The 19,109-nt window shown below is 56.6% G+C and carries 17 protein-coding genes and 2 pseudogenes; 14 read left to right on the top strand and 5 right to left on the bottom strand.

All coding sequences use genetic code 11. The features are described 5' to 3' along the window. Nucleotides 1–151: 151 nt before the first annotated feature. The 3 genes from GKR99_10925 to GKR99_10915 all read left to right on the top strand — a co-directional run bounded on the left by GKR99_10925 (nucleotide 152) and on the right by GKR99_10915 (nucleotide 4,434). The gene (locus tag GKR99_10925) at nucleotides 152–1,618 is read left to right on the top strand and encodes an aminotransferase class I/II-fold pyridoxal phosphate-dependent enzyme (protein ID NKB28030.1); all 1,467 of its coding nucleotides are present in this window, start codon (nucleotides 152–154) and stop codon (nucleotides 1,616–1,618) included. 162 nt (nucleotides 1,619–1,780) lie between these two features. Then, nucleotides 1,781–2,923, top strand: coding sequence for an alpha/beta fold hydrolase (locus GKR99_10920; GenBank protein ID NKB28029.1), 1,143 nt, complete (start codon nucleotides 1,781–1,783; stop codon nucleotides 2,921–2,923). A 17-nt stretch (nucleotides 2,924–2,940) separates the two neighbouring features. Then, complete coding sequence (locus tag GKR99_10915; GenBank protein ID NKB28028.1) at nucleotides 2,941–4,434, top strand: aldehyde dehydrogenase family protein; 1,494 nt, start codon at nucleotides 2,941–2,943, stop codon at nucleotides 4,432–4,434. Nucleotides 4,435–4,686: 252 nt separating this feature from the next. Here the strand turns inward: GKR99_10915 and GKR99_10910 are convergent, their stop codons facing one another. Beyond that, nucleotides 4,687–4,917, bottom strand: a complete 231-nt coding sequence (locus tag GKR99_10910) for a WYL domain-containing protein (protein ID NKB28027.1) — start codon at nucleotides 4,915–4,917, stop codon at nucleotides 4,687–4,689. A gap of 20 nt (nucleotides 4,918–4,937) precedes the next feature. Here GKR99_10910 and GKR99_10905 point away from each other — a divergent pair. Next, nucleotides 4,938–5,896, top strand: a pseudogene (locus GKR99_10905) (IS630 family transposase). Here the strand turns inward: GKR99_10905 and GKR99_10900 are convergent. Then, complete coding sequence (locus tag GKR99_10900; protein NKB28026.1) at nucleotides 5,868–6,407, bottom strand: HTH domain-containing protein; 540 nt, start codon at nucleotides 6,405–6,407, stop codon at nucleotides 5,868–5,870. The pseudogene GKR99_10905 and the gene GKR99_10900 overlap by 29 nt on opposite strands. Nucleotides 6,408–6,769: 362 nt before the next feature. On the opposite strand from GKR99_10900, the gene GKR99_10895 reads away from it, so the two are divergent. The 3 genes from GKR99_10895 to GKR99_10885 are packed head-to-tail and all read left to right on the top strand — an operon-like array spanning nucleotide 6,770 to nucleotide 8,492. Further along, entirely contained in the window at nucleotides 6,770–6,964 is a 195-nt protein-coding gene (locus GKR99_10895) for a hypothetical protein (protein ID NKB28025.1), read from the top strand. A gap of 45 nt (nucleotides 6,965–7,009) precedes the next feature. Then, on the top strand, nucleotides 7,010–7,318 hold the full coding sequence (locus tag GKR99_10890) for a hypothetical protein (protein NKB28024.1): 309 nt from the start codon (nucleotides 7,010–7,012) through the stop codon (nucleotides 7,316–7,318). A gap of 52 nt (nucleotides 7,319–7,370) precedes the next feature. Further along, nucleotides 7,371–8,492: a DNA alkylation repair protein gene (locus GKR99_10885; protein NKB28023.1), complete on the top strand. Its 1,122-nt coding sequence runs from the start codon at nucleotides 7,371–7,373 to the stop codon at nucleotides 8,490–8,492. Nucleotides 8,493–8,699: 207 nt separating this feature from the next. Here the strand turns inward: GKR99_10885 and GKR99_10880 are convergent, their stop codons facing one another. Beyond that, nucleotides 8,700–9,272 (bottom strand): hypothetical protein, encoded by a 573-nt coding sequence (locus tag GKR99_10880; GenBank protein ID NKB28022.1) that lies wholly within the window; start codon nucleotides 9,270–9,272, stop codon nucleotides 8,700–8,702. 31 nt (nucleotides 9,273–9,303) lie between these two features. Between GKR99_10880 and GKR99_10875 the strand changes: the two genes are divergently transcribed. Continuing rightward, entirely contained in the window at nucleotides 9,304–10,689 is a 1,386-nt protein-coding gene (locus tag GKR99_10875; protein ID NKB28021.1) for an IS1182 family transposase, read from the top strand. 95 nt (nucleotides 10,690–10,784) lie between these two features. On the opposite strand, the gene GKR99_10870 is transcribed toward GKR99_10875, so the two are convergent. Next, on the bottom strand, nucleotides 10,785–11,234 hold the full coding sequence (locus GKR99_10870) for a hypothetical protein (protein ID NKB28020.1): 450 nt from the start codon (nucleotides 11,232–11,234) through the stop codon (nucleotides 10,785–10,787). Between the two features lie 446 nt (nucleotides 11,235–11,680). Between GKR99_10870 and GKR99_10865 the strand changes: the two genes are divergently transcribed. The 6 genes and pseudogenes from GKR99_10865 to GKR99_10840 all read left to right on the top strand — a co-directional run bounded on the left by GKR99_10865 (nucleotide 11,681) and on the right by GKR99_10840 (nucleotide 18,040). After that, entirely contained in the window at nucleotides 11,681–13,066 is a 1,386-nt protein-coding gene (locus GKR99_10865; GenBank protein ID NKB28019.1) for an IS1182 family transposase, read from the top strand. A gap of 353 nt (nucleotides 13,067–13,419) precedes the next feature. Continuing rightward, a complete protein-coding gene (locus GKR99_10860; protein NKB28018.1) occupies nucleotides 13,420–14,874 on the top strand; it encodes an amino acid decarboxylase in 1,455 nt (484 codons plus the stop codon). A gap of 269 nt (nucleotides 14,875–15,143) precedes the next feature. Then, entirely contained in the window at nucleotides 15,144–15,545 is a 402-nt protein-coding gene (locus tag GKR99_10855; protein ID NKB28017.1) for a hypothetical protein, read from the top strand. Between the two features lie 164 nt (nucleotides 15,546–15,709). Continuing rightward, nucleotides 15,710–16,216: a sigma-70 family RNA polymerase sigma factor gene (locus GKR99_10850; protein ID NKB28016.1), complete on the top strand. Its 507-nt coding sequence runs from the start codon at nucleotides 15,710–15,712 to the stop codon at nucleotides 16,214–16,216. Further along, the gene (locus GKR99_10845) at nucleotides 16,213–16,977 is read left to right on the top strand and encodes an anti-sigma factor (GenBank protein ID NKB28015.1); all 765 of its coding nucleotides are present in this window, start codon (nucleotides 16,213–16,215) and stop codon (nucleotides 16,975–16,977) included. The genes GKR99_10850 and GKR99_10845 overlap by 4 nt, the downstream gene beginning before the upstream one ends. A gap of 104 nt (nucleotides 16,978–17,081) precedes the next feature. Then, nucleotides 17,082–18,040, top strand: a pseudogene (locus tag GKR99_10840) (IS630 family transposase). 27 nt (nucleotides 18,041–18,067) lie between these two features. On the opposite strand, the gene GKR99_10835 reads toward GKR99_10840, so the two are convergent. Next, nucleotides 18,068–19,108 carry an L-threonine 3-dehydrogenase gene (locus tag GKR99_10835; GenBank protein NKB28014.1) on the bottom strand — a complete coding sequence of 347 codons (1,041 nt, stop codon included), beginning with the start codon at nucleotides 19,106–19,108 and terminating at the stop codon, nucleotides 18,068–18,070. Between the last annotated feature and the right edge of the window lies 1 nt (nucleotide 19,109).

Here is a 19,109-nt window from a genome sequence, read left to right as displayed (position 1 = left end):
TTCAATGGATTTTTCTTGGCCGCATCTTTCACCGCGTGTTTTTTCAAAGAAAGTGACAGATGATCCGAATGTACGGGACAGATAGAATTTGCCCTGACACATTGCAAAGCGTTCGCGCTAGGGTTTGCACAACACCGTGATGGAGGGTCGGTTGACATCAACCACGCCAAGATTCCTGAAATTGCCTGAGGCGTCTGGTCTTAGCCTACGCGACCAAATCTGTGAGGTTGTGAGCGCGGCAATAATGTCAGAGTCCTTGGCCGCTGACCGGCCTTTGCCGTCCTGCCGCGAATTGGCCGAACAGTTTGGCGTGTCCAGAAACACCGTATTCGCCGCCTACAACCGGCTGGTCGATCTGGAATATCTGGTATCGCGCGACAGGTCCGGTTATTTCGTGAATCCGCAAATGGCGGCGCTGCAAAAGGCGCAAAGCCAGGACAGCGCGGCCAAAAGGGCATCGCAACCCTGCCCGGTCAGTTTTCCTGCGAACGACCTTATGCCAGTGGTTAATCCGCTGGACTGGAACGCCTATCCTTATCCGTTCATCTATAATCAGATCGATCCTGATCTCTTTCCCGTTGATGGCTGGCGCGAATGCACGCGGCAAGCATTGGGGCGCAAGACCATGCCCGTCTGGGCCAGCGATTCCGTCGAAAGCGACAGCCCGCAACTGATCCAGCAATTGCGCCAGAGATTGCTGAACGTCCGGGGAATTTACGCGGAAGAAGATGAAATCCTCATCACCCTCGGCTCGCAAAATGCGCTGTTCATTCTGGGGTCGATCTTTGCCCACACAGGCAAACCTGTTGCGCTTGAAGACCCCGGTTTTTTTGGGGCGCGCAATGCGTTTCGCATGGCTGGTAGCGATTTGGTGGGCGTGCCAATTGACTGCAACGGCATCATCCCGTCCGAGATTCCCGACGCCGCTCAATTGGTGTTCACGACGCCCAGCCATCAGTTCCCCACCATGGTCACGATGAGCGAGAAGCGGCGCAAAGAACTGCTTGATGCGGCCATCGAAAAGGACTTTCTGATCATCGAGGATGATTACGAGGCCGAGATGAATTATGTCGCCAAATCCTCGCCCTCTATGTACTCAATGGATGAATCCGGTCGCGTGATCTATGTCGGCAGCCTGTCGAAAACCGTGTCTCCGGGCATCCGGTTGGGCTTTATTGTTGCGCATCGCGACATCATCAAAGAAGCCCGCGTTGCGCGCGGCGTGATGATGCGCCATCCGCCGACAATTGTGCAGGAAATCGTCGCGCTGTTTTTTCAGCTGGGCCATTACGACGCCCATCTGGGCAATATTGAACGACGCTACAAAACCCGCTGGCACGCGATGGATACGGCCCTGACAAAGCATCTTGGCATGCTGGAACGCACCGCGTCCGAGGGGGGAACGTCCTTTTGGCTGACCGCGCCCGAAGGCTTTGACGGCGCCGGATTGGCGGTCCGATTGGAACGCAAAGGCGTGCTGATCGACCGCGGGCGCGACTATTACGTCAATTACGACAACAACCGCAGCTTCCGGCTTGGCTTTGCCTATGTTCCGGTCTCCAAACTTGAGGACGGGGTCAAAATTATCGCCGAAGAAGTGAAGGCCTTGCTTACGTGAATTGTCGGACCTGCGATTTGAACTGTCCCTTCGAAATGCCGCACCTGTCTCTCTCAACAACCCGCGTTTATCCGCTATCAAATTCAAGAACCCGCCAATCCATGTGCTGCGTAATTCGGGGAAGCCAACACTTTGAAAGACCGATCTGACGGCAATTCGAATGTGAATTCGTTCCAGTTCCACGTCCCTGACGCGGTATTGGATAGAATCCGCGCGCGCGTCGCCAGTTACCCTTGGCATGAGATGCCCGACGACGGTGGCTGGGACTATGGTGCAAACCTCGACTACATGCGCGCGCTTTGTGCCTATTGGGTCGATGGTTTTGACTGGCGTGCCGCCGAAGCGCGGATCAACAGCTTTGCGCAGTTCCGCGCGCCCGTGGATGGCATCGACATGCACTTCATCCACGAACACGGCAGCGGACCCAACCCGATGCCTTTGATGATCAGCCATGGCTGGCCCGGTTCGGTCGCGGAATTTTACGACCTGATCGAACCGCTTGCACACCCGGAACGGTTTGGTGGCAATATTGAGGACGCGTTCACCGTCATCGCACCTTCCCTGCCTGGCTTTGGCTTTTCCGGTCGGCCACCGCGCCCCTACGGACCGCGCAAAATGGCGGGTGTCTTGAACTCCTTGATGACCGAAACACTGGGCTATGACAGTTACCTCGCTCAGGGCGGCGATTGGGGCGGGGCGATTTGTTCGTGGCTGGGCTATGACCATGCGCCCGCCTGCTCTGCGATCCATATCAATGTGCTGACGATGCGTCATCCTGATGGCCCGCAAACCCCCGAGGAATCCGCGTGGGACGCCCAGTTTGATCAGGATCAGATCATGCAAAACGGCTATCGCACGCAACAGGCGACACGGCCCCAGACCCTAAGCTACGCGATGATGGACAGCCCCGTCGGCATCGCCGCTTGGCTGGTTGAGAAGTTCCACGACTGGTCAGACGTGCCTGTCGGCGGCATCGAGCAGGCGCACAGTAAGGACGAACTTCTTACCAACATCATGATCTATATCACCACCGGAACCTTCAATTCCGCTTCGTGGATCTATTACGGGCGGCGCGAAGAAGGCGGGCGCATTCTGTCGCCTGAAGGGCGCCGTGTTGAGGTTCCTACGGGTTGTGCCGTCTTTCCCAAAGAGATGTTGCGCTGGCCGCCCCGTTCCTATGCCGAGCGTATCTACAACATCCAGCATTGGAGCGAGATGCCGCGTGGTGGTCATTTCGCCGCGATGGAGGAACCCCAGATGCTGCTCGACGATATTCGCACATTCGCGCGCACGCTGCGCCGTTAAGATCACCGGAGAAATTCATGACGCTATCGCACGCCGAGTATCAAGCCATCGCCGCCAGGCTAACACCAAACGGGCAAGCCTTTATTGACGGCGCCTTCTGTGACGCCGTTGATGGCGAAACCTTTGAAACGACCAACCCGGCAACGGGCCAGGTGCTGGCGCGCGTTGCCCATTGCAAAGCGGCAGATGTTGACCGCGCCGTGACGGCTGCGCGCCGGGTGTTCAACGCGGGAACCTGGTCTCGGGCAGAGCCAGAGCATCGCAAGGAAATCCTGCTGAAAATCGCCGCTTTGGTACGTGAACACACCCATGAACTGGCGGTACTGGAAAGTCTGGACACAGGGAAAACCATCAACGATTGCATGGATGAGATTGGCGGAGAGGTTCCGAATTTCTTTCAGTGGTACGCAGAACTTGCCGACAAGACTTTTGGCAAAATCGCCCCAACCGGTCCCGGCGCGCTGGCACTGATCACCAAGGAACCCGCAGGCATCGCGGGGGCAGTCCTGCCGTGGAACTTTCCGGTTGTGATGGCCGCCTGGAAAATCGCGCCATCCCTTGCTGTCGGCTGCTCTGCGATCATCAAACCGGCCGAGCAAACCCCGCTTAGCGTCATTCGCTTGGCAGAGTTGATGCAAGAGGCGGGCGTGCCAGACGGGGTGATCAATATCCTTCCGGGTTTCGGTGAAACCGCAGGCCAGGCGATTGGTCTACACAACGACATCGACACTGTGTCCTTCACTGGATCAACCGAAGTGGGCCGTATGTTCATGCGCTATTCCGGTGACAGCAACCTCAAAGGCGTTGGGCTGGAAATGGGCGGCAAAAGCCCGTTTATCGTGCTTGACGACGCAATACTTGACGATGACCTGATCGAACATGCCGCCATGTCGGCGTTTTGGAATGGCGGTCAAAACTGCTCTGCCAATATGCGCCAGCTTATTGCGGCACCCCTGGTAGAGGCGTTTACGGATCGCATTGTCGAGCGGGTGAAGTCCTTCACGCTGGGTGATCCTTTGGACCCGGCCACGGATATTGGATCCATGATCACCAAGGACCACAAGACCATGGTGATGGAGTACATCCAATCAGGTGTCGATGAAGGGGCCAAGATGGTCATGGGCGGTAGCAGCGGCCTGCCGGGATATTTCATCGAACCGACTGTGTTTCAAAACGTTCAGCCCGACATGAAAATCGCACGAGAGGAAATCTTTGGCCCTGTCCTTGGCATCATGCCGTTTGACACGACAGAGCAGGCTTTAGCCGTTGCCAGTGATACGGATTACGGCCTGCATGCTTCGGTCTTCACACAAGATATCGACAAGGCCCTCCACATGGCCCGTTCACTGCCCTGTGGCACCGTCTCGGTTAACGGCTTCTCCGAAGGAGACATCAAAACACCCTTCGGTGGCTACAAACAATCCGGCTCACTCGCCCGCGACAACGGCACAGAGGCCCTGGATCAATACCTTCAGACAAAAACAATCTGGATTCAGACGAGATCTGGATAACGCAAGCCAATCGGTTGCACGTCACTTGCGTTTGGCTATGAACGCAACGCCGCTGATTGACATGGCTGTTTTTGGGTTTCCAATTTTAGCATGATGATCAATCCCCAACATCAAGGTGGTCATTAAGTCGGCGATCTGGCCCCCGAACAAACCGAGTTTTTCAACGACATAAACCGCAAGCGAAAGCTCAAAAACGATCCGAATTTACGACTGTCGCCGTTGGCAGCCCCACAGGATTAATGGGTCATGGCCCTAGATCTTCTCGGTTGGGTTCCCTTCCATTGAAACTTGGAAATCTGACCAGGGGCGCAACTCGAATCCCTGGGGTTGCAGGGCGACTTGGTGCATCCGGTCACAGCGAAAGCTCCGGATATCCTGGCGCAAGTCATCCCAACACATTGCGTACCAGATAGGAGGGTTTAAAGCGTTTCGGCTTGAACCTGAATCGCGAGGGATTCCCTTGAGACCTGATCTGTGATTCATCCTGTTTGGGAGGATGGATCATGTCAGCACCTTTGCCATCTGCGCTTCGGATACGGTTTCAGAGATACATTGAAGAAGGGTTGAGCGGGCGCGCGGCGGCGTTGCGGTTGAAGCTGTCGCCTGCCACAGGCGCGCGGTGGGCGCGTCAGGTGAGGATGAAGGGTCATGCGGAACCTGCCCGGCAGGGACCGCCGCGCGGCAAGGGAAAGCTGGCTCCGCATCGGGAATTCTTTGAGGAGTTGATCGCACAAGACCCTGACATCACGCTCTTTGAGTTGCGTAATGCGCTGGCCGATGCAGAGGGTGTGCGGGTGCATCACTCCTCCATCGCCAACCTTCTGTCCCGGCTCGGCTTCACGTACAAAAAAAGTCGCTGGTCGCAACCGAGCGCCGCCGCGCCAAGGTAAGGCAGCAACGGGCCGACTGGTTCAGATACCGCTCGCCAGCCATTGCGACCTTTCCTGAGCGCGTTGTCTTTATTGACGAAACCGCAGTGAAGACAAACCTCACGCGCCTACGCGGCAGAGCCAAGCGCGGTAAGCGCCTGACGATGGATGCGCTCTTCGGAAGCTGGGGAACCCAAACCTTGATCGCGGGCCTGACCCAAGGCGCGCTGATCGCACCTTGGGTCATCAAGGGAGCGATAGATGGCCCCGCCTTCGCGGCCTACATCCGCGAAGTGCTGGTCCCCGAGATCAACCCCGGCACTGTCGTCATTCTCGACAACCTGGCAACCCACCGGAATAAGGAGGCGACGCAGGCTTTACGCAATCACGGCTGCTGGTTCCTTTACCTGCCACCGTACTCGCCCGACCTGAATCCCATCGAGCAGGCCTTCTCTAAACTGAAAGCCCATTTGCGACGGATCGGGGCCAGGTCCTTTACCCAGGTCTTCGAAGCAATCGGAGCAATCTGCGATCTCTACGACCCAGTAGAATGCTGGAACTACTTTAAGGCCGCCGGATATGTCTCAGGTTAATGTCGAAACGCTTTAGGATGAGGTAATGGACATCAACGTTGCGATTGGTTTTTCTGCCATGCGCGTCGAAATAGGTGATATTTGCTTTCTTCTGAAGCAAAAATGCTTCTTTCAATGGGCCACTCACTTGTTGGGTCGCGGATTCATAGGTGCTCCGTGATATGGCGGACGAAGGTGATCCTGTTCTGATCCGTTCACGAAACTTGTTTATCCGGGCTTGATCGGCATGCGAGAACGACGCCATTAGTTTGCGCCGTATTGACCGCGACTGCCCCATCTGCATGGACTGATCGGCTTGTTCGCTCATGGCGATGCCGACAAGTAAGTCTATTGCTTCTTTGTAGGTGAAAGACACGCGCCCGACACCCCAATGACTGTGAAGCCGCACGCCGCCACCACGGCCCCTGTCCCCCTCGACAGGGACTCCTCTTTCCCGCAAGAGTTCGATATCGCGGTTGATCGTACGGATGCTTACGCCAAGTTCTTCCGCCGCATCACGAAGGATGAGCAACTCATCCGATTTGAGCCGATTGTGTTGAAAAACTCCGTTTTAGGGCCTGAACGATGATTTTTCTTTCCATGCAGCCCGATCCTAAATTTTTGGCGCGGGGGTCGGCCCAAATCGCCTACATGCGCTCACGCGCAGCCATGCGCTGTCTCGTGGTCAAAGCTTTCCGACTATTTCGCTTCATAGGTTTTCGCAAGAAATCCGCGACGCTCTGATTTCGGAGTTTTTCAACACAATCAGCCAACTTTCAAGACGATCCAGTCGATCCAAGCGTGTCAGTGCCTTCATAGAACAAATATGCCATTTATTGTCATATTTGTGAATAGGGTCGGCAGGCAACGATTCATCGGCAAAGGACGATAGGAATGACGCAGCCAGTTATCGAGTTGGCACAGATCAAATTGGCTGACGGGAAAACCGAACAAGAACTGATTTCGGCCGATTGTGTTGAAAAACTCCGAAATCAGAGCGTCGCGGATTTCTTGCGAAAACCTATGAAGCGAAATAGTCGGAAAGCTTTGACCACGAGACAGCGCATGGCTGCGCGTGAGCGCATGTAGGCGATTTGGGCCGACCCCCGCGCCAAAAATTTAGGATCGGGCTGCATGGAAAGAAAAATCATCGTTCAGGCCCTAAAACGGAGTTTTTCAACACAATCGGCCTCTGATGCATTTCAAACAGAATTCCTGGATGCGCAGGATGGATTCTTGTCTCGCAATCTGGTGCGCCGCACAGATGGGACCTATTTGGACATCATCCATTGGGAAAGCCAAGAAAAAGCCGATGCCGTATTTGCCCTGGCCCAAAAACCAGAGGCGGCCGGTCAGTATTTCATGGTGATGCGTTTTGATGCAGAAAGCGACGATGCCGGTGTGGAACATTGCCCGATTGTGAGTTCGTTTGGCGCCTCTTAAAGGGCAAATTTGCGGGTTTGGTGATACGTTTGATAAGACGAAGGGAAACCTCTTGGAACCATTCAAAAATTTGATGTCTGACGATGTGGTGCGCCTAATTGCGTTCCATCTTGGCAGGTCTTTGGAAGGGTTTGATGCGGATACCTTCGTCGCATCGATTACCCCTCGCTTGGCTCCACTTGAGCTTAAGGAACGCGTAAATCTGATCTCAGATCATATGCTGGACGTGCTTCCCAGAAGCACTTTGGATCGTAACAAAATACTTGTGGGAATGCTTGACCCCGACAAACTTGCTAGCGCAAACAAAAGCAGTGATGCCGACGGCATGCGCGGTTGGGGCGTCTGGCCGCTTACCGATGTGGTGGGGCGTTCTGGGCTGGATGCGTTTGATAATTCGTTGGAAACCCTTCGAGAGATCACGATGCGGGGGACGTCAGAGTTTGATGTCCGCCCCTTTATTGCTGCCGATCCGGACCGCGCGCTCAGGACGATGCGTGCATGGGCTGACGACAACAACGAACACGTGCGTCGATTGGCAACTGAAGGCTCCCGACCACGTTTGCCGTGGGGGATGCGATTGCATGCCTTGGTCGCAGATCCAACCAAAACAATTCCTATCCTTGAAACCTTGCGGGATGACCCTTCGGAGTATGTGAGACGCTCGGTGGCGAACCACCTCAATGACATTGCAAAAGACCACCCTGATCTTGTTTCCAAAATTGCCGGCGACTGGATGACGAACGCCTCGAAAAATCGGGAAAAACTAATCCGCCATGCCTGCCGGAGTTTGATCAAGCAGGGACACAGTCAAACTCTGGCCGTGTTTGGCGTTCTGCCGCCAAAAATTGAGTCACTGAAAATCCACGTTCAAACGCCAATTGTCATATTGGGAGAGGCATTGGAGTTTCAATTTACCTGCACTTCTACAGCCACGCGGCCACAAAAGCTCATTATTGATTATGTGATCCATCATCGCAAAGCGAACGACACGGCTGCGCCAAAGGTTTTCAAATGGAAACAGTTGACTTTACAACCAGACGAAACATTGAAGGCAACACGACGGCATCCCATACACCCGATCACGACGCGTAAATATTACGCAGGCGAACATGCCATTTCGCTCAGAATAAATTGGCAGGACTTTGGTTATGATAAATTCGAACTCAGGTTCTAGCGGTTTGGCGGTGCCCCTGGAGTTTTGGATGCTTTACCCCCTACTTTGGAGCATGGCGGCCAACAAGGGGATATGTAAATACAAAAATTGGGGCACCTCAGAAAAAGAAACTGGTGAGTCGCATTGAGTAGTTCAATTGCTTAGACGTGATCTGTGTTTTAACACGCCAGACGCCATTTCCGAAACACTCGACTTAATTCAACGGCTTTAGGCAGGCTGATAGATATTATGCGGTCCGATTTCAGCGACAGATATCACACCGCAAAGACCCATCGTTGTTTCAAACTTGTGAACCACAAATTCCAGCACCTTTTCGACACCGGCTTGCCCGCCGGCGCCCAGGCCAAACAGCACTGCCCGGCCCATCAAGACGCCCTGCGCCCCGCTGGCTAGCGCGCGAAAGACATCCTGTCCGGACGTAAACCCACCGTCCGCGAACACCTCATATTTGCCACCCACTTTGCACGCGATTTCTGGCAAAACTTGAATTGTTCCCGGCGCGCCATCCAACTGGCGGCCGCCATGATTGGAAACGACAATCGCGTCGGCCCCAATTTCGGCGGCAGTTTGCGCATCTTCAGGCGTAACGATGCCTTTCAGGATCAGCTTGCCTTTCCAGCGATCTCTCAGCTTATTCACGTCTTGCCAATCCAGCGAAGGGTCAAATTGTTGGTCGGTCCATTCCGCCAGGCTTTTGCCGTCACCTAGATCCTTCACATGACCTTGCAAGTTCCAATTTTGTTGAAAAACTCCTGCTTGATCGAGGGCTATGGCGCTGATTCAATCCTCTCAACAAGCGGGAGGATCAGCCATGATGGGACCGAGGCAGGAAGCACAGGCGGCGCTGTTCTATGAGTTCTCGCTGGAAGACCATGTCCCGCAAGATCACCTGCTGCGATCGATTGATCGTTTCGTCGATCTGAGCAGCATCCGCGCCCATCTTGCCGATTTCTACAGCCACACCGGTCGTCCTTCGATCGATCCTGAACTGCTGATCCGGATGCTGATCGTCGGTTACTGCTTCGGCATCCGGTCCGAGCGGCGGCTCTGTGAAGAGGTACACTTGAACCTCGCGTACAGGTGGTTTTGTCGGCTCGACCTGGCCGATCGGGTGCCGGATCACTCGACCTTTTCAAAGAACCGGCATGGTCGGTTCCGCGAGAGTGAGCTGCTGCGCCATCTCTTCGAGACCACGGTCGCGCGATGCATCGCCGAAGGTCTCGTCAGCGGTCAGCGCCTGGCCGTCGATGCCAGCTTGATCGAGGCGGATGCCAACAAGCAGTACTCTGCGCCAAAGGAAGAATGGGACATTGCGCGGATCGATGCAGACGCTGCACCCCGCGCGGTCCGCGAGTATCTCGACACTCTGGATGAGGCCGCATTCGGAGCAGCGACACCGGTCGAGCCAAAGTTCACGTCCTATTCCGACCCAGCCAGCCAGTGGACGGCGGCGCGTAAGGGTCCCGCATTTTTTGCCTACTCCGACAACTATCTCATCGATACCGATCATGGTGTCATCGTCGACGTGGAAGCGACACGGTCGATCCGTCAAGCCGAGGTGGGGTCAACCAAGACGATGCTGAAGCGGGCCAAAGAGCGCTTCGATCTTCATCCCGAACGGCTGATCGCCGACACCGCCTACGGATCGGGACCCATGCTCGGATGGCTGGTGGGTGAAAAGATCGCACCGCACATCCCGGTCTTCGACAAAGCCGGGCGCACCGATGGCACCTGGTCCCGAGCTGACTTCGAATGGGATGCCGAGAACAATCAATACATCTGCCCGGAAGGCGAGGCTCTGAAGCAGTTCCGCCGAAACTACTCCGACCCCAATCGCGGCCCAACCGGCAAGGGCGTGGCCAAGTACCAAGCGCTGAAGCACACCTGCCAATCCTGTCCTTCCAAGCCGAAGTGCTGCCCGAATGCCGACGCCCGTAAGATCACCCGTGAGGAACATGAGGACGCTCGCGACATCGCCCGCGCAATCGCCAAAACGCCGCAATACAAGATCTCGGTGAAGCTCCGGAAGAAGGTCGAAATGCTCTTTGCCCACCTCAAGCGCATTCTCGGCCTGGGACGGCTCCGATTACGTGGACCATGCGGCGCAAATGACGAATTCCTGCTCGCCGCCACTGCCCAAAACCTTCGCAAACTGGCAAAGATCTTTCCTGCACCGCAGCAAACGCGCAAAGCCTGATCAGAAAGGCGCTCGCGCTATGTTCAAATCGCTACTTTCTGCGCCCGCAACACGTTGTTTTTCCACAGAATCTTCCCAAAACGGACATTCCGAAATCACAGCATCTCATAACACCAAGCCGGGCGCCGCATGATGTCCAGCAGATTGGTGATCGTTGGCTTGGGCGGCGACGACAATCCGTTGTGGATATCCTTGTTGCATTGGCCCACCATTTGCAGATCCAGCGTCACGACCAGGGTTTCGATGCCAGCTGCTTCAGCACGTTTTATCAGGCGTTCGATGAAATCCCGGTCGCGAATGACGTAAAGCTGAAACCAAAACGGGTTTGAAGCTGTATTGGCAACCTCATCACCCAAATCAAATGGTGCCGAAACCGGTTCAATTCCCAATCCACGAAACCGCCCATTCCACGGGTATGCGGTTCGCCCATGATTTGAGAGCCAGAGATTGCAGTTTGCAAATCCTTGCGGGTCCCACAACACCGATGCCTTGTAATTTTCAGCATGGTTTCCAAGCGTCACATGTCCACTTGCACCCGAAACCATAACTATTTCCTCGGTCTGTCGTGGAAACGGGTGACTGGACAGATCCAAAGGCACACCATCTGCCCAACGCGCGGCTTCAAGCCGTTCAAAAACCTCCCCATTTGGAAGCTGAGAGATGCCAACCTCGGCAACTACGGGGTATGTGTGCACAGCAATGTCGCTGCCCGCTGCCGATTGCCCGGTCCGTAGGCAGCGTCGGGGATTCCTATGACAATGCCCTGAGAGATGCCTATTCGGCGACGCAGTTCGGCAATGTTGCCCTCGCCACGCAGGCCGTCCAGTACGACACTGATCTTCTCTTCCGGCGAATGCTTCTTGCGGGTCTCCCGCTTTAAATCTTTGACGACTTAAATAAATGAAGTATCAGCCAATTTTGTTGAAAAACTCCTGCTTGATCGAGGGCTATGGCGCTGATTCAATCCTCTCAACAAGCGGGAGGATCAGCCATGATGGGACCGAGGCAGGAAGCACAGGCGGCGCTGTTCTATGAGTTCTCGCTGGAAGACCATGTCCCGCAAGATCACCTGCTGCGATCGATTGATCGTTTCGTCGATCTGAGCAGCATCCGCGCCCATCTTGCCGATTTCTACAGCCACACCGGTCGTCCTTCGATCGATCCTGAACTGCTGATCCGGATGCTGATCGTCGGTTACTGCTTCGGCATCCGGTCCGAGCGGCGGCTCTGTGAAGAGGTACACTTGAACCTCGCGTACAGGTGGTTTTGTCGGCTCGACCTGGCCGATCGGGTGCCGGATCACTCGACCTTTTCAAAGAACCGGCATGGTCGGTTCCGCGAGAGTGAGCTGCTGCGCCATCTCTTCGAGACCACGGTCGCGCGATGCATCGCCGAAGGTCTCGTCAGCGGTCAGCGCCTGGCCGTCGATGCCAGCTTGATCGAGGCGGATGCCAACAAGCAGTACTCTGCGCCAAAGGAAGAATGGGACATTGCGCGGATCGATGCAGACGCTGCACCCCGCGCGGTCCGCGAGTATCTCGACACTCTGGATGAGGCCGCATTCGGAGCAGCGACACCGGTCGAGCCAAAGTTCACGTCCTATTCCGACCCAGCCAGCCAGTGGACGGCGGCGCGTAAGGGTCCCGCATTTTTTGCCTACTCCGACAACTATCTCATCGATACCGATCATGGTGTCATCGTCGACGTGGAAGCGACACGGTCGATCCGTCAAGCCGAGGTGGGGTCAACCAAGACGATGCTGAAGCGGGCCAAAGAGCGCTTCGATCTTCATCCCGAACGGCTGATCGCCGACACCGCCTACGGATCGGGACCCATGCTCGGATGGCTGGTGGGTGAAAAGATCGCACCGCACATCCCGGTCTTCGACAAAGCCGGGCGCACCGATGGCACCTGGTCCCGAGCTGACTTCGAATGGGATGCCGAGAACAATCAATACATCTGCCCGGAAGGCGAGGCTCTGAAGCAGTTCCGCCGAAACTACTCCGACCCCAATCGCGGCCCAACCGGCAAGGGCGTGGCCAAGTACCAAGCGCTGAAGCACACCTGCCAATCCTGTCCTTCCAAGCCGAAGTGCTGCCCGAATGCCGACGCCCGTAAGATCACCCGTGAGGAACATGAGGACGCTCGCGACATCGCCCGCGCAATCGCCAAAACGCCGCAATACAAGATCTCGGTGAAGCTCCGGAAGAAGGTCGAAATGCTCTTTGCCCACCTCAAGCGCATTCTCGGCCTGGGACGGCTCCGATTACGTGGACCATGCGGCGCAAATGACGAATTCCTGCTCGCCGCCACTGCCCAAAACCTTCGCAAACTGGCAAAGATCTTTCCTGCACCGCAGCAAACGCGCAAAGCCTGATCAGAAAGGCGCTCGCGCTATGTTCAAATCGCTACTTTCTGCGCCAGCAACACGTTGTTTTTCCACAGAATCAGCCCAAAGAATGATTTTTTCATAATCTACCGTAAATGTCCTGATCGCCAATTCCTCGCTTGCCCATCGATGGTATTGGCACTCATCCTCACATCGAAGAACTAGGCTGCACGACACTTGCGGAACAGAACCCTCAACCACACATACGCCGCCTCACCCAATTCATGACGCGGCGCCAATTCGGCTTTCAAATACGCGGGATCACAAGCACTCACAAATCAGGTTTGCAGTTGAACTGATTCTCTGGCACGAAATGCCAAGAATTTTCAGGGGTGCTCGAAATGAACGACAATTCGGAATCCCTCGATCCTGACGATTGGGAAGGTGTCAGAAAGCTCACGCACCGGATTGCCGACGATGCGGTCGACCATTTGCGGCAAGTTCGTGAACGCCCCGCATGGCGCCCCATGCCCGACGATATTCGCGCCAGGTTTCAATCCGGTCTGCCCGAAGATCCCATGCCGCTGGATCAGGTCTATGATGAATACCGCCAATCCGTTGGCGCCTATCCCATGGGCAATGTCCATCCCAGGTTCTGGGGGTGGTATATGGGGGCCAGCAACTTCACCGGGGCCTTGGCGGATTTCCTTGCGGCGGTGGAAGGCAGCAACCTGGGTGGCGGCAACACAGGGGCCGCGCAGGTCGAACAACAGGTCATCGAATGGCTGAAGGAGATCGTCGGATTCCCGAAAGGTGCCAGCGGCACCCTGACCAGCGGCGGGTCGATGGCCAATCTTGTGGCACATACGGTCACCCGCAATCTGGCTGCGGGCTTTGACGTTCGCAAGGAAGGCATTGCGGGGCTGAAAAAGCCGATGCGGTTTTATGCCTCGGATCAGGTGCATAGCTGTCACCAGAAAGCGCTGGAAACTCTGGGCCTGGGCGCGAATGCGCTGGTCGAGGTTGAAAGCGATGATCGTCAGCGTATGCGGATTGACGCGTTAGCGGCGGCAATCGCGCAGGACCGGGCGAACGGGAAGCAGCCGGTCTGCGTAATCGGGACTGCCGGCACCACGAACACTGGGGCGATTGATGACCTGAACGCCATCGCCGATCTTTGCGATCGGGAAGGTATCTGGTTCCACGTCGACGGGTGCATCGGCGGCTTCTTGCGCCTTACCTCACAGCACGCCCATCTGGTCGCCGGGATCGAACGCGCGGGCTCGGTCGCGGTTGATCCCCACAAATGGCTCCACACACCGTTCGAGGCCGGCGCCGTCCTGATCAAGGACCCAGAGGCGCATTTTTCGACGTTCGAAATGCACGGCCCCTATTTGCAACTTCAGGAACGCGGGATGATCGCGGGCAAGTTCCTGGCCGATTATGGCCTGGAGCTTAGCCGGGGCTTCCGCGCGCTGAAGATCTGGATGGCATTCAAGGAACACGGCGCGGCAAAATTCGGACGGCTTATTTCGCAGGATATTGGCCACGCGCGCTATATGGCCGCGCAGGTTGAGGCGCATCCGCAACTGGAACTGGTCGCGCCGGTGGACCTCAACATCGTTTGTTTCCGCCATATTGCTGCGGATGAGGTGGCTGCAAAATCCCTGAACACCGAAATCATGCTGCGAATTCAGGAACGCGGTTCGGCTGTGCCATCGGACACAACAATTCAGGGCAAACATGGCCTGCGTTGCGCCTTCAACAACCACCGGACCCGTCGCGAGGATATTGACGAATTCCTGGCCGACGTCCCACGCATCGCCGAAGAGATTCTGCAAGAAAATGGCGGTTAGGGCCGGGAAACCCGAGGAACAGTAAGGTTCGGAATGAACAGTCGTCGAAGATGAATGGCCCGGTTGATTTTGCGTGACCGGCAAATCTGCGGGTTCCGTGGCCGTGACGCTCAATTAATTTAATTATTTATTTACAACTAGTTAAGAGAAAATTTTTGACCCTATCGCGATTTTCCTCCGCGATCTGAGAATAGATTTCAGCCCTGACGCGTAATCCTGGCAAGAGCGGCGATTGATGCTGCTCGGGACATCAGAAAAGGAATTCGGAAATGAAACTCATCGCGGCGATCACGCTTGCCACATTTGTTGCCGGTTGCGAACAGGCTTATGCGGAATCCGGCTATTACGGGACATACGAAGACGACGCTGTCGTCACTTTGGCCGCAGCCCACGGCCCGTTGACCGGCGAAAACGGTATGACGCTTTACACTTTCGACAATGACAGCGACGGAAAATCAGTCTGCAACGGCGATTGCGCCGTAAACTGGCCGCCCTATCTGGCTGCCGAGGGGGCGACCGCCCCGGGTGATGGTTTCGCGGCCATCAAGCGCGACGACGGCACGATGCAATGGGCCAAGGATGGCGCGCCGCTTTATTTCTGGGCCGCTGACCAGGCACCCGGCGACACGACCGGCGACGGCGTCGGTGGTGTTTGGCACATCGCCCGCTGATCGAAGTTGCCCCCGTGTCGGTTGCTGTCCCAATTGCGACACGGGCAATGCCATGCGGTGCCCCCCCGCCGCTTGGCGCAAACCCTATCCCGAAAAACCTGTCAAAACCGCGCAAAAACAACTATGAACCAAGGCCCAAACCCGACCGGATTGATGCGCAAAGCATGACGCCTGATCAGTTCAAGAACCAGATGATAGGATTGTTGCCGCGCCTGCGCCGTTTCGCGCTAAGCCTGACGCGGTCCGGGCCGGACGCCGATGATCTGTTGCAGGACGCCTGCACAGCTGCCCTGGCAAAATGGCACCAATACGATCCGTCGCAACCCTTTGACCGCTGGATGTTCCGCGTTCTTCGCAACCTTTGGATGAGCAAATTGCGCAAGCGGAAAGTCCGCCACGGAGAGGGCCAGGTTGATGCACATGACAGCGCAGAATTGCGCGCGCCGGGTGACCCGGATGATCAGATGACCGCCAGACAGGTCAGACAGAAGGTCGCCGATCTTGAGAGCGATCTGTCCCAGCCGATGCTGCTGGTTTGCGCCGAAGGCTATAGCTATCGCGAGGCGGCGGACCTGCTGGGCGTTCCCATCGGAACCGTGATGAGCCGCATTCACCGGGCGCGCAAACAGTTGGTATCAAGTTTATCGTCAGAAGTTGTAGGCCAGACATGAACGAATTCTCAGAACAGCTGAGCGCCTATCTGGACGGCGAGTTGGATGAAAAAGCCGCCGAAGCGGTCGAGGCGCGCCTGGCCGATGATCCGCAGGCTCAGGCGCAGCTTGATGCCCTGATGCAGGCAGATGCCTTTGCGCGGGAAGAATTCTCGACCCAGCTTGATGAGCCTGTGCCGTTTGCCCTGGCCCAGCAGATCAAAACCACGCAAATACAAACCCAGCCGCCGCGGTCGCGACCGGTCTGGGGCGCGCTGGCTGCGGGTCTTGTCCTGGTCGCCATCGGCGGGTTTGGCGGATACGCATACAAGGGCGCGGTCACGCCGATCCAAACTGCGGGATGGCTGGCCGATATCGCGGATTACCATGCGGTTTATGCCAGCGAAGTGCGGCATCTGGTCGAAGTGGGCGCGGATGAATCCGACCACATCGAAACTTGGCTGGGAAACACCGTCGGGGCGCGCTTTGATATTCCGGATCTGACGTCCTTTGGCCTGACGTTTCAGGGCGGTCGTTTACTGGTCGCAAATGCCAAACCGGTGGCGCAGCTGATGTATCTGGATGCTGACGGCGCGGTCGTGGCCCTGTGTCTGCAACGCAGCGCCAAATCCCCGCAGGGCGCGCCCGAATTCAAGGAACAGCAGATCAACGGTTTCGACTTCATCTCGTGGAGTGCGAATGGCGCGGATTATGTCGTCATCGGCCCCATGGATCAGGAAAACCTGAACGCCGTTGCAGAAAGGGCCGCGTTAGAAGTTTAATACCCGCCCGAAACGACGCGCTAAAGCGTTTCGGCTTGAACCTGAATCGCGAGGGATTCCCTTGAGACCTGATCTGTGATTCATCCTGTTTGGGAGGATGGATCATGTCAGCACCTTTGCCATCTGCGCTTCGGATACGGTTTCAGAGATACATTGAAGAAGGGTTGAGCGGGCGCGCGGCGGCGTTGCGGTTGAAGCTGTCGCCTGCCACAGGCGCGCGGTGGGCGCGTCAGGTGAGGATGAAGGGTCATGCGGAACCTGCCCGGCAGGGACCGCCGCGCGGCAAGGGAAAGCTGGCTCCGCATCGGGAATTCTTTGAGGAGTTGATCGCACAAGACCCTGACATCACGCTCTTTGAGTTGCGTAATGCGCTGGCCGATGCAGAGGGTGTGCGGGTGCATCACTCCTCCATCGCCAACCTTCTGTCCCGGCTCGGCTTCACGTACAAAAAAAGTCGCTGGTCGCCACCGAGCGCCGCCGCGCCAAGGTAAGGCAGCAACGGGCCGACTGGTTCAGATACCGCTCGCCAGCCATTGCGACCTTTCCTGAGCGCGTTGTCTTTATTGACGAAACCGCAGTGAAGACAAACCTCACGCGCCTACGCGGCAGAGCCAAGCGCGGTAAGCGCCTGACGATGGATGCGCCCTTCGGAAGCTGGGGAACCCAAACCTTGATCGCGGGCCTGACCCAAGGCGCGCTGATCGCACCTTGGGTCATCAAGGGAGCGATAGATGGCCCCGCCTTCGCGGCCTACATCCGCGAAGTGCTGGTCCCCGAGATCAACCCCGGCACTGTCGTCATTCTCGACAACCTGGCAACCCACCGGAATAAGGAGGCGACGCAGGCTTTACGCAATCACGGCTGCTGGTTCCTTTACCTGCCACCGTACTCGCCCGACCTGAATCCCATCGAGCAGGCCTTCTCTAAACTGAAAGCCCATTTGCGACGGATCGGGGCCAGGTCCTTTACCCAGGTCTTCGAAGCAATCGGAGCAATCTGCGATCTCTACGACCCAGTAGAATGCTGGAACTACTTTAAGGCCGCCGGATATGTCTCAGGTTAATGTCGAAACGCTTTAGGGGTCGGCGCCCTACCCGCGCCAATCCATGACCACCTTACCCGCCTGCCCCGAAATCATCGCGGCGAAACCGTCTTCGAAGTCATCAATCGGGATGCGATGGGTGATCAGGTCGGTCAAATCCAGCCCGGACTGCACCAGCGCGATCATTTTGTACCATGTCTCGAATATCTCACGCCCGTAAATCCCCTTGACGGTCAGCATCTTGAAGATGACCTCGTTCCAGTCCACGGCGAATTCGGTCGGCGCGATGCCCAACAACGCGATCTTGCCGCCGTTGTTCATCCGGCTGATCATCTGACGCATCGCAGCCGAGGCGCCCGACATTTCAAGCCCGACATCGAAGCCTTCGGTCATGCCGATATCGTTCATCACATCAAGCAGCGTGTCCTGCGACACATCCACAACGTGCTGCACGCCCAGCGCCCGTGCAAGGTTCAGCCGATAGGGTGCAATGTCGGTGATCACCACTTTGCGTGCACCCACCATCTGCGCCACCAGCGCGCCCATGATGCCAATCGGGCCTGCGCCGGTGACCAACACGTCCTCGCCCACAAGGTCAAAGGACAGCGCCGTGTGGACCGCATTGCCCAGCGGATCGAAGATCGCTGCAATCTCATCCGAGATATCTTCGGGGATCGGCACCACGTTGGCCTCGGGAATACAGATGTATTCGGCAAAAGACCCCGGCCGGTTCACGCCCACGCCCATTGTGTCGCGGCACAGGTGACCGCGCCCGGCGCGGCAGTTGCGGCACAATCCGCATGTGACGTGGCCTTCGCCCGAAACGCGCTGTCCGATTTCGAACTTGAATGCTGCCTTGCCGCAATCGACGATTTCCCCGCAGAATTCATGGCCCACGACCATCGGCACCGGAACTGTTCGCGCCGACCATTCGTCCCATTTCCAGATGTGCACATCGGTGCCGCAGATCGCCGATTTCCTGACTTTGATCAGAACCTCATCCGGGCCGGGTTCAGGCACCGGAACGTGCTCCATCCAAAGGCCGGGCTCGGGCCGGGCTTTGACCAGCGCTTTCATCTGATTGCTCATG

The sequence above is a fragment of the Paracoccaceae bacterium genome, from assembly GCA_012103375.1.
In the GTDB taxonomy this organism is placed as follows: domain Bacteria; phylum Pseudomonadota; class Alphaproteobacteria; order Rhodobacterales; family Rhodobacteraceae; genus WLWX01.
This window is presented reverse-complemented; position numbering and strand designations above follow the sequence as displayed.

Coding starts and splice junctions, on each gene's coding strand:
- GKR99_10890 (NKB28024.1), top strand. CDS start 7,010: ATGGAAAGAAAAATCATCGTTCAGGCCCTAAAACGGAGTTTTTCAACA.
- GKR99_10910 (NKB28027.1), bottom strand. CDS start 4,917: ATGAATCACAGATCAGGTCTCAAGGGAATCCCTCGCGATTCAGGTTCA.
- GKR99_10895 (NKB28025.1), top strand. CDS start 6,770: ATGACGCAGCCAGTTATCGAGTTGGCACAGATCAAATTGGCTGACGGG.
- GKR99_10860 (NKB28018.1), top strand. CDS start 13,420: ATGAACGACAATTCGGAATCCCTCGATCCTGACGATTGGGAAGGTGTC.
- GKR99_10870 (NKB28020.1), bottom strand. CDS start 11,234: ATGGTTTCGGGTGCAAGTGGACATGTGACGCTTGGAAACCATGCTGAA.
- GKR99_10875 (NKB28021.1), top strand. CDS start 9,304: ATGATGGGACCGAGGCAGGAAGCACAGGCGGCGCTGTTCTATGAGTTC.
- GKR99_10850 (NKB28016.1), top strand. CDS start 15,710: ATGACGCCTGATCAGTTCAAGAACCAGATGATAGGATTGTTGCCGCGC.
- GKR99_10835 (NKB28014.1), bottom strand. CDS start 19,108: ATGAGCAATCAGATGAAAGCGCTGGTCAAAGCCCGGCCCGAGCCCGGC.
- GKR99_10845 (NKB28015.1), top strand. CDS start 16,213: ATGAACGAATTCTCAGAACAGCTGAGCGCCTATCTGGACGGCGAGTTG.
- GKR99_10915 (NKB28028.1), top strand. CDS start 2,941: ATGACGCTATCGCACGCCGAGTATCAAGCCATCGCCGCCAGGCTAACA.
- GKR99_10855 (NKB28017.1), top strand. CDS start 15,144: ATGAAACTCATCGCGGCGATCACGCTTGCCACATTTGTTGCCGGTTGC.
- GKR99_10865 (NKB28019.1), top strand. CDS start 11,681: ATGATGGGACCGAGGCAGGAAGCACAGGCGGCGCTGTTCTATGAGTTC.